At 64.3% G+C, this 12,651-nt stretch carries 14 protein-coding genes; 3 read left to right on the top strand and 11 right to left on the bottom strand.

The genetic code is table 11. From position 1 onward, the window contains the following. Positions 1–30 precede the first annotated feature (30 nt). Positions 31–1,410 carry a YiiX/YebB-like N1pC/P60 family cysteine hydrolase gene (locus PE058_RS03445; RefSeq protein WP_156827163.1) on the top strand — a complete coding sequence of 460 codons (1,380 nt, stop codon included), beginning with the start codon at positions 31–33 and terminating at the stop codon, positions 1,408–1,410. A 27-nt stretch (positions 1,411–1,437) separates the two neighbouring features. On the opposite strand, the gene PE058_RS03440 is transcribed toward PE058_RS03445, so the two are convergent. The 8 genes from PE058_RS03440 to rpmI all read right to left on the bottom strand — a co-directional run bounded on the left by PE058_RS03440 (position 1,438) and on the right by rpmI (position 8,574). Beyond that, the gene (locus tag PE058_RS03440; RefSeq protein WP_156827162.1) at positions 1,438–1,704 is read right to left on the bottom strand and encodes a hypothetical protein; all 267 of its coding nucleotides are present in this window, start codon (positions 1,702–1,704) and stop codon (positions 1,438–1,440) included. Between the two features lie 114 nt (positions 1,705–1,818). Then, positions 1,819–2,253 carry a GFA family protein gene (locus PE058_RS03435; RefSeq protein WP_040497799.1) on the bottom strand — a complete coding sequence of 145 codons (435 nt, stop codon included), beginning with the start codon at positions 2,251–2,253 and terminating at the stop codon, positions 1,819–1,821. 41 nt (positions 2,254–2,294) lie between these two features. After that, positions 2,295–3,656, bottom strand: a complete 1,362-nt coding sequence (locus PE058_RS03430) for an NAD(P)/FAD-dependent oxidoreductase (RefSeq protein ID WP_020084065.1) — start codon at positions 3,654–3,656, stop codon at positions 2,295–2,297. 130 nt (positions 3,657–3,786) lie between these two features. Further along, entirely contained in the window at positions 3,787–6,219 is a 2,433-nt protein-coding gene (pheT, locus tag PE058_RS03425; protein WP_271029836.1) for a phenylalanine--tRNA ligase subunit beta, read from the bottom strand. A gap of 81 nt (positions 6,220–6,300) precedes the next feature. Further along, positions 6,301–6,747, bottom strand: a complete 447-nt coding sequence (locus tag PE058_RS03420) for a cytochrome c (RefSeq protein ID WP_020084063.1) — start codon at positions 6,745–6,747, stop codon at positions 6,301–6,303. Positions 6,748–6,770: 23 nt separating this feature from the next. Further along, positions 6,771–7,844 (bottom strand): phenylalanine--tRNA ligase subunit alpha, encoded by a 1,074-nt coding sequence (gene pheS / locus PE058_RS03415; RefSeq protein ID WP_020084062.1) that lies wholly within the window; start codon positions 7,842–7,844, stop codon positions 6,771–6,773. 112 nt (positions 7,845–7,956) lie between these two features. Next, the gene (gene rplT / locus PE058_RS03410; RefSeq protein ID WP_020084061.1) at positions 7,957–8,322 is read right to left on the bottom strand and encodes a 50S ribosomal protein L20; all 366 of its coding nucleotides are present in this window, start codon (positions 8,320–8,322) and stop codon (positions 7,957–7,959) included. A 51-nt stretch (positions 8,323–8,373) separates the two neighbouring features. After that, complete coding sequence (gene rpmI / locus PE058_RS03405; protein ID WP_020084060.1) at positions 8,374–8,574, bottom strand: 50S ribosomal protein L35; 201 nt, start codon at positions 8,572–8,574, stop codon at positions 8,374–8,376. Positions 8,575–9,231: 657 nt separating this feature from the next. Between rpmI and PE058_RS03400 the strand changes: the two genes are divergently transcribed. Both PE058_RS03400 and infA read left to right on the top strand, forming a co-directional pair. After that, on the top strand, positions 9,232–9,438 hold the full coding sequence (locus tag PE058_RS03400) for a cold-shock protein (RefSeq protein WP_020084059.1): 207 nt from the start codon (positions 9,232–9,234) through the stop codon (positions 9,436–9,438). Between the two features lie 167 nt (positions 9,439–9,605). Further along, a complete protein-coding gene (gene infA / locus PE058_RS03395) occupies positions 9,606–9,887 on the top strand; it encodes a translation initiation factor IF-1 (protein WP_026867740.1) in 282 nt (93 codons plus the stop codon). Positions 9,888–9,935: 48 nt separating this feature from the next. On the opposite strand, the gene PE058_RS03390 is transcribed toward infA, so the two are convergent. From PE058_RS03390 to PE058_RS03380, 3 genes are all read right to left on the bottom strand, one after another. Continuing rightward, positions 9,936–10,517: a hypothetical protein gene (locus tag PE058_RS03390; protein ID WP_156827161.1), complete on the bottom strand. Its 582-nt coding sequence runs from the start codon at positions 10,515–10,517 to the stop codon at positions 9,936–9,938. A 193-nt stretch (positions 10,518–10,710) separates the two neighbouring features. Beyond that, positions 10,711–11,772: a glycosyltransferase family 4 protein gene (locus PE058_RS03385; protein WP_020084056.1), complete on the bottom strand. Its 1,062-nt coding sequence runs from the start codon at positions 11,770–11,772 to the stop codon at positions 10,711–10,713. Then, a complete protein-coding gene (locus tag PE058_RS03380) occupies positions 11,772–12,566 on the bottom strand; it encodes a UDP-2,3-diacylglucosamine diphosphatase (protein WP_271029835.1) in 795 nt (264 codons plus the stop codon). The genes PE058_RS03385 and PE058_RS03380 overlap by 1 nt, the downstream gene beginning before the upstream one ends. Between the last annotated feature and the right edge of the window lie 85 nt (positions 12,567–12,651).

Here is a 12,651-nt window from a genome sequence, read left to right as displayed (position 1 = left end):
CGAAGCGGGCCGCGAGTAAGGGGGCGTGTTGTGCAACGGTCTGTCGTGACGGGACTTGAGGAGCGTCTTGCCCAATTCAGCATCGTGGCGGACCGGCAGTTCGAGACGCCCGATGAGCTGGCAGCCGCGCTCCGCACGCTCTACGACCTCCTCAACTCCATCGACGTGACGACAGGCAGCGGAGAGATCACAAAAGCCGCCCCCGCGCTCCTGGGCGAGCTGTTCAGGGGACGCATGCGTCTGCGCGACCGGATCGCCGTCTGGCATTCGAAAGGCCTGCTGACGCGCCCGGCCGAGATCGCGCTGCGCGACGTGTTCCGCATCGCACGCTACGGCTCCGACATCCTGGGCGAGATCGCCGCCGGCAATCCGCATCTTGCATCGGGCGAGAAAGGCGGACGCGGCTTCACCGGCAAGGCCTACAACACCCTCGTCAATCCCGCCTTCTACACCGGCCAGAACATCCCCTTCCGCTCGGGCGACGTGCTCCTCGTCCGCGGCAGCGCGCACAACAGCGCGGCCATCGCCCGCATCGGCGACGTGGACACCCAGTTCAGCCACATCGCGATCATCCACATCGACGGCAAGGGCCAGCACTGGGTCGTCGAGGCGTTGATCGAGGACGGCTCGGTGATCAACACGCTGGAGCACGTGCTCGACCACGGCCTTGGGCGCGCGGTGCTCTACCGCTTCCGCGATGCGGATCTTGCAGCCCGCGCCGCAGCCCTCGCATATGCCCGCATCCAAGCGACCAAGACGGGCGAAGCGCGTCACATCCCCTACGACTTCAGCATGCGCCTCAAGGGCCGCCGCAAACTGTTCTGCGCCAAGCTGGTCGCGCAGGCCTTCTCCGATGCCAGCGACGGCGCGGTGGAGCTGCCCGCCTTCAAGACGCGGCTCGATACGCGCAGCAACAAGGACTTCTTCAAGAGCGTGGGCGTCAAGGCCAGGGAGACTTTCGCCCCCGGCGACATCGACTTAGATCCCCGCTTCGATCTCGTGGCCGAGTGGCAGGATTACCGCCTCACGCCAATCCTGCGCCGGCAGGATATGATCATGACCAAGTTCTTCGAATGGATGGAGACGCGGGGCTATCGCTTCCGCGAGGACTTCTTCATCAAGCTCATCGCCGTGTTCGGCCGCCTGTCGAGTTATCTGTCGGACCGCGCGCGCAATCTGATCTCGAGCGCGATCCCGAAGGTCCCGCGCAACATGACCCGCTCGTGCGTCGCCACCATCGCCATGCTGCACAAGACGGCCGAAGGGATCATGCCCTCGCTCGCCGCGCTCGAGGACGATCATGTGAGGATGACCGGGCTTCCGCTCCATCCCCGGGAGCTTCTGGATCACCTGGAACGGCTGCGCGAGACCTCCGGCGGCCGCATCGGCTATCTGCGCGGCAAGCCCTAGCCTCGAACACCGAAAACCGGACGTACCCTACGACCGCACGGGCGAGGCGCGCGTCATGATGCGCAACGTCAGATAGCCGAGCAGATACAGGAACTCCCAACTCAGAAAAGCCCAGATCTTGATCAGGAGATCGTTGTAGGAGTCGTAGAACACCGCGTTGAGGACGATCAGCGCGACGGCGGGAACGAGCACGGCGAACGGAGCCCTGGCGGCACCTCGCCAGCCCCCGCCGAGCGCGGCCCAGGCCACGATGTGCGCTACGACGAACATTAAGACGACACTGAGCTCACACACGGGTGCGCCCTCCATCGGATCCCTCATGGCCCGCGGAGTAAGGATAACAAAGCCCCGTCAATCCCTAGTTGAAGGCTTTCTTAAAATTTGAAGCAATAGTCAGCCGCCCGGCTTTCAAGCCTTCGGCGGCGGGGGCGGCGGCATCCCCTCGAAATGCGGCACGGCCTCGCTCACGAGATCCCAGGCCGGCTTGTTCTTCGTGTAGAGCACGATCTGCGGCTCGAACCAGCTCATGTCGTCGAAAGCCCCGGCCGCCATCACGATCATGCCTGGCCGCGCTGCACTGTAGAGAAACAGGCGGCCGCCGCACGTCGGACAGAAATGGCGGGTGAGCGTGTTTCCGCTGTCGGCCGTGCTCGCATAGCTGGCCGTCGTTCCTGAGACCTCGACGTCGGCCGTCTTGAAGATGGCATTCGACATGTGGCCGGTGCCGGACGCGCGCTGGCAATCGCGGCAGTGACACTGCGCCATGCGGATCGGCACGCCGTGGACCTTGAAACGCACGGCACCGCAGAGACAGCCCCCGGCCGCATTCACCTCTTGCACCATCTCCACGCCCCCACTGCCTTACTGCCCTGCCCGCTGCCTCCCTAATGCAGCTTGACGTGCGGCTCCGTGCGGCGCGTCAGAAGGCGCGAGATCGAATCCAGCATCACCTTCCAATATCCGTGCAAGGCCGTCTCGTGCATCTTGTAGAGCGAGCGATACATGAGCTTCGCGACGAAGCCCTCGATCAGCATCTTGCGCCCGGTCACGAAGCCCATGAGGCTTCCGACCGTCGAGTAGTCGCCGAGCGACACCAGAGATCCGAAATCGCGATAGACGAACGGCTTCAACGGCTCGCCATTGAGACGCGCCTTGAGCTGCTTCACGAGATGCGACGCCTCCTGGTGCGCCGCCTGGGCGCGCGGCGGAATGGCGAGCGTTTCGCCCGGAGGCACCAGATAGGCGCAATCGCCGAAAGCGAAGATGTTGGGATCGAAGGTGGTCTCGAGCGTCGGCTTGACGATGAGCTGGTTGGACCGGCTGACCTCGAGCCCGTCGAGGTTGCTCAGCACGTCCGGCCCCTTCACGCCAGCCGCCCACACCACGAGTTCCGAAGGAATGAAATCGCCGCTCGCGAGCTTCACCCCGTGCTCGGTCACCTCCGTCACGCGAGCGCTCGTGCGGATATCGACGTTGAGCCCCGTCAGGATCTCGGCCGTCGCCTGGGAAATGCGCGGCGGGAGCGCCGGAACGATGCGATCGTTCGCCTCGATCAGGGTGATGCGGATGTCCTTCTCCGGATCGATCTTGTCGAGACCGAACGCCACGACGCCACGCGCCGTGCCGTGCAGCTCGGCGGAAAGCTCGGTACCCGTCGCGCCCGCGCCGATGATCGCCACGTGGAGCTGCTCCGGCCGAATGGGGCCCGGCTGCGTATTGGCCCGCACGCAGGCGTTGATCAGGCGGCGGTTGAAGCGCTCCGCCTGCTCGGGCGTATCGAGCATCATCGCGTTCTGTTTCACGCCCGGCACGCCGAAATCGTTCGAGACGCTGCCGACGGCAATGATGAGCGTGTCGTAGGGAAGCCAGCGATCCGGCGTGATCTCGCGCCCGTCCTCGTCGACGGTACGCGCCAGGTGGATGAGCTTCCGCGCCCGGTCCAGGCCGATCATCTCGCCATAGCGGAATTTGAAGCCGTGCCAGTGGCCCTGCGCCATGTACTCGACCTCGTGCCGGTCGACGTCCATGCTGCCCGCGGCGATTTCGTGAAGCAGCGGCTTCCAGATATGCGTGCGCGAGCGGTCGACCAGCGTGATCGCCGCCTTCTTGCGCCGCCCCAGCTTGTCGCCGAGCCGCGTCGCCAGCTCCAGGCCGCCCGCTCCGCCGCCCACCACGATGATGTGATGCAAATCCGGCTTGGGCAGAACCAAAGGCTTCGAGGTATCCGTGCCGACGTCAGCAACCATCTCGTATCTCCCGCACTTCCGCGGGCAGTCTCATACCAGGAATGATCCTCTGGCAACAGGACTGTCGAACAGGGGACATCAATCCGAGACAGAGAGGCGGCGGCGGTGATGCCGGAGAAATTGAAACGTCCTAGCTCCGGATTTCTCCGCCAGTGGCCTTCTTCACATCCGCGATGACCTTCTGGGAGATGGCCTCGATGTCCTTGTCGGTCAGCGTTTCCGAGGTCGGCTGCAGCGTCACTTCGATCGCAACCGACTTCTTGCCCTCTGCCGCGAGCGCGCCCCCCTCGAACACGTCGAACACCGAGACGCCCGAGATCAGCGCCTTGTCGGCACCCAGCGCGGCGCGCACCACATCGCCTGCATTGACGCCGCGATCGAGAACGAACGCGAAGTCGCGCCGCACGGGCAGCAGATCCGATTGCGCGAACGGCGCTTTGGCGCGGCCCTTCTTCTTCTCGGGCGGCAGCGCATCCAGGAACACTTCGAAGCCCACGACAGGGCCTTCGACGTCGAGGCCCGCAAGCGTCCGCGGATGCAGCTCGCCGAAATGCGCGAGCACGGTCTTGGGCCCGAGCCGCAGCGTGCCCGACCGGCCCGGATGATACCAGGCGGGCGCATCGCGCGTGACCTGGGCCTTGCCTGCGTCGATACCGAGCGCCGCGAGCACGGCGGCCGCATCGGCCTTGGCATCGAACACCGAAACTGCCTGAGCCTTGCTGTCCCAATGGCGCCCGCCACCTGAGACACCGGCCGTTCCGGCCCGCACGCCTGCCGCCGCAAGGTATTGATCCTCCGGCTTGTCGCCCCGATAGGCCTGCCCCAGCTCGAACAGCGCGACGTCCGCGAACCCGCGATTGCGGTTGCGCTCGACGGCGGTCAGCAGGCCCGGCAGCAGGCTCGGACGCATTACGGCGAGATCGACCGAGATCGGATTGGCAAGCTCGACGAGCGTAGCACCCGTCCCGAACGCGTCAGCCTGATCCTTGGGAAGGAACGACCACGTCACCGCCTCGACGAGGCCGCGTGCAGCGAGCAGCCGGCGTGCGCGCCGGGCGCGCTTCTGCTTGTCGGTGAGCACCGCCCGCGACACGCCGCTCATGCGCGGCAGCGCCGTCGCCGGCACGCGATCGATGCCCGCGATGCGCACCACTTCCTCGACGAGATCCGCCGAGCCATGAATGTCCGGGCGCCACGACGGCGGCGTGACCTCGAGCGTCTCGCCCCCGCCCACCAGCACGCATCCGAGCGTCTCCAGGATCGTCTTGATCTCGTCCGCCGGCAGCGAAAGGCCGGAAAGCTTCTCCACGCGGGCAAGCTCGAACACGATCGCCCGCTTGGTATCCGGCACGCGCCCGGCAACCGTCGCCTTGGATGGCTTACCGCCGCAGAGCTTGAGGATCATCTGCGTCGCGAGATCGAGCCCCGGCAGCACGCTCTCGGGATCGACGCCGCGCTCGAACCGGTAGCGCGCATCGGTGACGAGCCCGGTCTTGCGGCCGGTCGCCGCCGTGCGCAGCGGATCGAAGTAGGCGCTCTCGATCAGCACGTTTGTCGTCGTCTCGGTCGAGCCCGACGCCTCCCCGCCGATGATGCCGCCGAGGCCGAGCGGACCGCTGTCGTCCGCGATCACGCACATCGTCTCGTCGACGGTGTGCTCCTTGCCGTCGAGGCCCTGGAACGTCTCGCCCCCCTTGCCAAGCCGCGCCCGCACTGCGCCCTTGAGCTTGTCCGCATCATAGACGTGCAGCGGACGCCCGCGATCCTGGCTGATGTAGTTGGTGACGTCGACCAGCGCATTGATCGGCCGAAGCCCCACGGCCTTGAGCCGGTTCTGCAGCCACTCCGGCGACGGCCCGTTGCTGACGCCCTTGACGAGACGCGCCGCGAACACCGGGCACGCATCCTCCGTGCCGTTCGCGAAGTCGAGCTTCACCGCGACCGGATTGTCGAAGCTGCCCTCGACACCGGAGATCGTCTTCTCGTCCTTGAGCGTGCCGAGCCCTGCCGCCGCGAGATCGCGCGCAATGCCGCGCACGCCCGTGCAGTCCGGACGGTTGGGCGTGAGCTTCACCTCGAACACGGGATCGTTGAGGCCCGCTACGTCGATGTAGCGCGCGCCCACCTGCTCGGCGAGCTCGGCCGGAAGATCCAGGATACCCTCGCTGTCCTCAGCGAGCTCGAGCTCCGCCGCCGAGCACATCATGCCGTTGGAGACGACGCCCCGCACCGGCTTCTTCTCGAGCGTGATCTTGGAGCCCGGGATGTAAGTGCCAAGCGGCGCGAACACGCTGATCATGCCGGCGCGCGCATTGGGCGCTCCGCACACCACCTCGAACAGCGGCTGGCCCTTCTCCACCTCGACCTGCACCACCTGCAGCTTGTCGGCGTTGGGATGCCTCTTGGCCTCCACGATGCGCGCGACGCGGAACGCGCCGAGCTTCGCGGCCGGATCCTCGACGCTCTCGACCTCGAGCCCGATGGCCGACAGCTTGGTCGAGATCTCCTCGACCGTCGCCTTGGTCTTGAGATGATCCTTGAGCCAGGAGAGCGTGAACTTCATGGACGTCTTTCCTCTCTAGACCGTAGTCGCCCGAGCCCATGTGGCCCGAGGCGAAAAACAACCGCCGGATGCCCGGCTGCGTCACCGGATCGCGACGCGATAAGTCTCGTGGCAGGCGTTGCAGGTCGCCAGAATTCCGCTGAGCTTGTCGAGCACGGCCATCCGCGTCGCCCCCGCCTTCGCCTCGTCTGCAAGCTCGTCGAACTTCTGATGCGTCGCCATGCTGGCCAGCAGAAAATCCGGCGGCAAGCCGACGATCGCCACGAGCGAGATATCCGACACCATGGCCGCGCCAGCTTTGCGCGCACTTTCCGCCACCGCAGCCATGTTGCTGCGTGCGAGACCGTCTACGATGCCCTGGACGCTGTCGAGATAGCGGCGCATGCCGGCCAGCAGATGCTCCCGGTCGGCGCGCGCAAGCGAAACAGACTCACGCCCGTCCCCCGCTTCCGCAATTCGCGCCGCGCCCCCGCCCGAAGCGAGAGCGCCGAGGAGGCAGAGCGAGAAAGCGGCGATCCTGGATCTCATCGGGGTGAACCCACGCGCGCCGCCTAAGAGGAGAGTCCGCCGCCGAGCGTCGGCACGTCGAGCACGGAGAAGCCGTAATGGCGCAGCCACCTCAGATCCGCCGAGAAGAACGCGCGTAGGTCCGGCACGCCGTATTTCAGCATCGTGAGCCGGTCGAGGCCCATGCCGAAGGCGAAGCCCTGGTACTTTTCGGGATCGAGACCGCAGTTCCTGAGCACATTCGGATGCACCATGCCGCAGCCGAGAATTTCGAGCCACTGGCCGGGCTTGCCGATCGCCTCCGCGCCGATGTCGACCTCCATCGAAGGCTCCGTGAAAGGAAAGTGCGAAGCGCGGAAGCGCATCTTCACGTCCGACACCTCGAAGAACGCCTTGCAGAACTCCTCGAGCACCCACTTGAGATGTCCCATGTGGGTCGTCTCGTCGATGACGAGCCCCTCGATCTGGTGGAACATCGGCGTGTGCGTCTGATCGCTGTCGCAGCGGTAGACGCGCCCCGGCGCGATGATGCGGATCGGCGGCTTACGGCTCTCCATGGTGCGGATCTGCACCGGGCTCGTATGCGTGCGCAGGAGCAGGCGCGAGCCGTCGGGCTTGGCCGGAAAATAGAAGGTGTCATGCTCCTGCCGCGCGGGATGCTCGGCCGGAATGTTGAGCTTGGTGAAGTTCATGTCGTCGGTCTCGATATCCGGCCCCTCGGCCACATCGAAACCGAGATCGGCGAAGATCTCGACGCATTCGTCGAACACCTGGCTTACCGGATGGATGCGCCCCAGCGCCTCCGGTCCCGCCCGCACAGGAAGCGTCACGTCCGCCCGCTCGCTCTCGAGCCGGGCTTCGAGAGCGGCCGCCTCGAGATCCGTCTTGCGCGCCTCGAGCGACTGGGTAACCGCCTCCTTCACCGCGTTGTTTGCGGCGCCGAAGGCCTTGCGCTGATCGGGCGGCAGCGTCGCGAGCTTGGACATCTGCTCGGCAATGCGCCCCTTCTTGCCGAGCGCCGCGACGCGCACCGCCTCGAGCTGCGCAAGATCCTTCGCCGCCGCGATCTGCCCCAGAAGCTCGTCCTTTAGAGTGTCGAGTTCGGTCGTGCCAGTCATGCCATGCCTGCCATCAGTGGCCCTTGGGTGGGCGGCGTAGGAAAAGGCCGCCGAAACCGGGGCGTCACCCCGGACATCGCGCGGCCAAGACTATCGAGCACGAAACGAAAGGTCAGGCAGCCTTGCCTGCCGCTGCAGCCGCCTGTTCGACGAGCGCCTTGAAGGCAGCCGCATCGCGAACGGCGAGATCCGCCAGCACCTTGCGGTCGATGTCGATACCGGCCTTCGAGAGGCCATGAATAAATCGGCCGTAGGTCAGGCCGTGCTCGCGGGTGGCAGCGTTGATGCGCTGGATCCAGAGCGCGCGGAACGTGCGCTTGCGGCGCTTGCGGTCGCGATAGCCGTACTGCAGCGCCTTCTCGACGGCCTGCTTGGCGACGCGGATGGTGCTCTTGCGGCGGCCATAGTAGCCCTTGGCGGCCTTCAGAACCTTTTTATGCTTGGCGTGAGCGGTAACACCGCGTTTTACACGAGCCATGGATTTGCTTCCTTAATGACTGGAATGGACTGAGGCGAGCTCGACTTGAGCTCAGCGGGCGTAGGGCATGTATTTCTTGACGATCTTCGCATCGCTGTCGTTCAGCACCATGGTGCCGCGCGCGTCGCGAATGAACTTCGCGTGACGCTTGATCATGCCGTGGCGTTTGCCCTGGGCAGCCGCCTTCACCTTGCCGGTGCCAGTCATCTTGAAGCGCTTTTTGGCGCCGCTCTTGGTCTTCATCTTGGGCATTTTGCTCTCCTTGAGTTCGAAGCGCTCCGCAGTCCGGCCGCGAACGGCTGGACAAACCCTCCGCCTCGCCAGGCGGTTCGCCACGGGAGGAGGGACGCTTTTTGCGGAAAGCGCGGATAGTAAAAGCATGAAAAGCCGCCACGGCATGCCCCGCCGGGCGGCTCAGCCGGGACTTATACGGGCGTGTCTTCGCATTTGCAACTGCCCTTGAAAGCAGGTTGCCCGCCCCCGGACGGGAGGCGGCTCCGGGAAAACCCGAAGTTTGATCCAAAAAAAAATAACCCAGCCGGGAGAGCGCGTTACATAAGTTGCTTAGACCGATCTGAAAGAGGGACTTGCCTCTATTCTCGCTCTTGCGCCTTCGTCATAGAATTAGTGCCCGGATAAAGAGCAGACACCAGAGATGTGCTACAGAAACGCGTTCATTTACTCATGCTGTTCAATTTACCGACGGTAAAACAGCTTCGAGATCATGCTCCTCCGTCCCCGTGCAACATCTTGCCTTTATAGAAAAGCCGGTTCATATAAGGCCATCGAACACGCCTTGGTTCACTCTGCGACAGCGCCCCACGCTGAAACTAGAAGTCTCCATCGCGCGATTTGATGACTCTCCGGTCATCGGGTCCGGAGATATGACGATGCTTTGGAGGCACTATAATGTCGAACGGCACTGTAAAGTGGTTCAACGGTCAAAAGGGGTATGGATTCATTCAGCCCGAAGAAGGCGGGGCTGATGTGTTCGTGCATATCTCGGCCGTAGAGCGCGCCGGGCTGCAGACTCTCCGCGAAGGCCAGAAGATCGCGTACGAGACCGAGCGTGGGCGCAACGGCAAGATCGCTGCCGTCAACCTGCGTCCGCTCTGAGCCAAGAGAAAACGGACGAGCACGGGGAGCGGCGGTGTCTGCTCCCCGTTGCTTTTGCAAGATCGTAATGAGGCCATGTTCTGTCGGCTCGCGCCGTTGCCATCGGCAGGGCTGAAGTATCCTCTATACTTACTTTGATTGCTGTCGGGATCGCCCAGGGAGTGTGAATGGCGAAAGAAGAGATGCTCGAGTTCGAAGGTGTGGTGGAGGAGGTGCTGCCCGACGCCCGCTGCCGCGTGAAGCTCGACAATGGACACGAGGTCATCGCCTACACGTCCGGGCGCATGAAGAAGAACCGCATTCGCATTCTCGCCGGCGACAAGGTCACCGTCGAGATGACGCCTTACGACCTCACGAAGGGTCGCATCAACTTCCGCCATAAGGACGCCCGTTCGGGTCCCCCTCCGTCCTCGGTTGGCCCCGGCGGCGGACCGCGCCGCCCTCGCTGAGACGAGCGGTCGAGAGCCCGCTCTCAAGACCAGTCCCGAGCCGGTCTTTCAGGGAAAGGCAAACCCGAAGCGGTAACGCACGAGCTTGCCGTTCTTGAACTCGTATTCCGCGTAATAGACGGGAAAGCCGAACTTCGTCAGTTCGGGATCGCGATCGGCCTTTTCGATTTCGTATTCGAAAAACAGATCCGGTCCCGTCTTCTGGCGTGACTTGAAGCACGTTCCGAACAGCGCCTGGACCTCCGCGACGCTCATGCCGAGCTGAACACCCCGGCCCGTCTTGAAGCTCTCGATCGGCAGATCCTTGAGCACCAGCGCCTCGGGCCCCGCATACCGCACCTCGGCTTCGGCATATTCGTCCGCCACCGCTCCGTAGGGCGCGAACAGCACCAACTCTTCGACGCCATTGGTCGAGACGAAGCGCGCGTGCGGAAGATCGTCCTCGCTCTCGATCAGTTTCGCGTTGCTGCCCACGACCGCGATTGCGCTTTCCGCATCCGTCAGCATCACACCCGCGATCGACACGTCCGGATTGCGTATCCGGCACTTGGCCGCTGCCGCATCCGCTGCAAGCGGCAAGAGCAGCAACACAGCAAGTCCATGCACGCCGAGCATCCAACGAGATGACATGAAAGCCCGGTCCCCCCACCCGCGCAGCCGTGCCTGAGCGTGTATTCCTGCGGGCTGGCGAGCGAGCAAACCGTGCGCCTTTCCTTCCCGAGAGCGGGTGAGCATAGCCAATTCAGAATCGCTGGCCAGAGCAATTCCTGAGAATTGAGAATTTGTAAGAAGACAGAGCCGCAAGGCCCCGGCGGACGCAGGCCTAGACTGACCTGGCGCGTGCCATGGGGAAATTCCGCGAGACGCTATCGCCGCGCTGGCGCGCCTGCGCGAGCGCAGTGTCGATGTTCGCGAGAAAGAGCTTGGCGGCCGCCTGCCACGTGAATGCCATTGCCTTTTCGCGCACCTGCGCCCGGTCGAGCGCCTGCGCGGCGAGTGCGGCCGTCCTGAGATCATCGCTCAAAATGCCGGAGACGCCGGACGTGACGAGATCTTTCGGACCGATCGCCGGAAACGCCGCGACCGGAACACCGCTCGCCATCGCCTCCAGCATCACCATGCCGAACGTATCGGTGAGGCTCGGAAACACGAAAACGTCCGCCGAGGCGTAGCAGGCGGCAAGCCCCTCGCCTTCACGCACGCCCGTGAAAATCACTTCCGGATACTGCGCTTCGAGCTCCGCGAGCTGCGGCCCATCCCCCACGACGACTTTAATGCCGGGGAGATCGAGACGCAGAAACGCCTCGATATTCTTCTCCACCGCCACGCGGCCCGCATAGAGAAAAACCGGCCCCTCTCCGAAGAGCCGCACCGGCCGGGGACGAAACAATGCCGTATCCACGCCGCGCGTCCAGGGAAGCAGCCGCTCGAAGCCACGCCGCCTGAGATCGGCGGCAAAGCTCTCGGTCGCCACCATTACGCCCGCGCTGCGGGCATGGAAGCGGCGCTGGAACGCATAGACCCAGGACTCAGGAATGGGCCAGCGCGCGCTCACGTAATCCGCGAACCGCGTGTGAAAGCTGCTCGTGAACGGCAGGCGCCGGCGCAGACAGTGTGCGCGCGCCATCCAGCCGACGGGGCCTTCAGTCGCGATGTGGATTGCATCCACCCGAGCATTCTCGATCAGCTTCGAGCAATGGCGCTGATCCGGCACGGCAAGGCCGATCTCGGGATAGCTCGGACAGGGCACGCGGCGGAAATTCTCGGGCCCCAGCACCACCAGCTCGGACCCGATGAGCTGAAGCTCGTGGGCGAGCCGCTGATAGGTGCGCACGACGCCGTTGATCTGAGGGCTCCAGGCGTCGGTTGCGAGCAGGATTCGCATCAGGCGGCCTGAAGCGCCGCATCCGCCACGGGAGCCTCTCTACGCTCGCGCACCACATCCAGCCACCGGATCAGCTCCATCTCGCCGGTTTCGGTCTCGCCCACCGCCGTGCAGCTTTCGACCCAATCGCCGGTATTGATGTAGTGAACGCCGCCGATATCCCGGCTGGCCGCGTGATGGATGTGCCCACAGATCACGCCATCCACCTGATGCCGGCACGCTTCCTCCGCCAGGTTCTTCTCGAACTCGCCGATGAAGCTCACCGCCGTCTTCACGCGATGCTTGAGGTAAGCCGAGAGCGACCAGTAGCCGAGCCCCAGCCGGCGCCGGATGAAGTTCAGCGGCCAGTTGGACCACAGCGCGAGCTCGTAGCCGCGATCTCCGAGGAACGCGAGCCAGCGCGCGTAGCGCACCACCACGTCGTACTCATCGCCGTGCAGCACGATAAAGCGGCGTCCGTCGGCCGTGGTGTGAAAGGCCTGCCGCTCGATCTCGATCCCGCCGAAGTGCATGCCCGCGTAGTCGCGGATGCCTTCATCGTGGTTGCCGGGGATATAGATCACCCGCGTGCCCTTGCGGACTTTGCGCAAGAGCTTCTGCAGCACGTCGTTGTGCGCCTGAGGCCAGATCGCGCCGCGCTTGATCCGCCAGAAATCGAGAATGTCGCCAACCAGATAGATCGTCTGAGCGTCGTTATATTTGAGGAAGTCGAGGAGCATTTCGGCTTGAGAGGCACGTGTCCCGAGATGCACATCCGAAATGAACAGTGTCCGGTATGAGCGTTCGATCCCCATCGGCAAGCCTCCGATCCGCGTCGTCTGCGGGTATCCTTAGGCTCCCTTACAAAGGGATTTGCATTTCAGGAGTATGACAATGGCC

It is taken from the genome of Hyphomicrobium sp. DMF-1, from assembly GCF_027886585.1.
Lineage (GTDB): Bacteria > Pseudomonadota > Alphaproteobacteria > Rhizobiales > Hyphomicrobiaceae > Hyphomicrobium_C > Hyphomicrobium_C zavarzinii.
The sequence above is the reverse complement of the archived record's forward strand: the minus strand, read 5'-3'. Positions and strand labels throughout refer to the sequence as shown.

What these genes read in the sequence shown, in the direction of transcription:
- PE058_RS03435 (WP_040497799.1), bottom strand. Translation starts at nt 2,253, where the DNA reads ATGGTGCAAGAGGTGAATGCGGCCGGGGGCTGTCTCTGCGGTGCCGTG.
- PE058_RS03430 (WP_020084065.1), bottom strand. Translation starts at nt 3,656, where the DNA reads ATGGTTGCTGACGTCGGCACGGATACCTCGAAGCCTTTGGTTCTGCCC.
- pheT (WP_271029836.1), bottom strand. Translation starts at nt 6,219, where the DNA reads ATGAAGTTCACGCTCTCCTGGCTCAAGGATCATCTCAAGACCAAGGCG.
- PE058_RS03420 (WP_020084063.1), bottom strand. Translation starts at nt 6,747, where the DNA reads ATGAGATCCAGGATCGCCGCTTTCTCGCTCTGCCTCCTCGGCGCTCTC.
- pheS (WP_020084062.1), bottom strand. Translation starts at nt 7,844, where the DNA reads ATGACTGGCACGACCGAACTCGACACTCTAAAGGACGAGCTTCTGGGG.
- rplT (WP_020084061.1), bottom strand. Translation starts at nt 8,322, where the DNA reads ATGGCTCGTGTAAAACGCGGTGTTACCGCTCACGCCAAGCATAAAAAG.
- rpmI (WP_020084060.1), bottom strand. Translation starts at nt 8,574, where the DNA reads ATGCCCAAGATGAAGACCAAGAGCGGCGCCAAAAAGCGCTTCAAGATG.
- PE058_RS03400 (WP_020084059.1), top strand. Translation starts at nt 9,232, where the DNA reads ATGTCGAACGGCACTGTAAAGTGGTTCAACGGTCAAAAGGGGTATGGA.
- infA (WP_026867740.1), top strand. Translation starts at nt 9,606, where the DNA reads ATGGCGAAAGAAGAGATGCTCGAGTTCGAAGGTGTGGTGGAGGAGGTG.
- PE058_RS03390 (WP_156827161.1), bottom strand. Translation starts at nt 10,517, where the DNA reads ATGTCATCTCGTTGGATGCTCGGCGTGCATGGACTTGCTGTGTTGCTG.
- PE058_RS03385 (WP_020084056.1), bottom strand. Translation starts at nt 11,772, where the DNA reads ATGCGAATCCTGCTCGCAACCGACGCCTGGAGCCCTCAGATCAACGGC.
- PE058_RS03380 (WP_271029835.1), bottom strand. Translation starts at nt 12,566, where the DNA reads ATGGGGATCGAACGCTCATACCGGACACTGTTCATTTCGGATGTGCAT.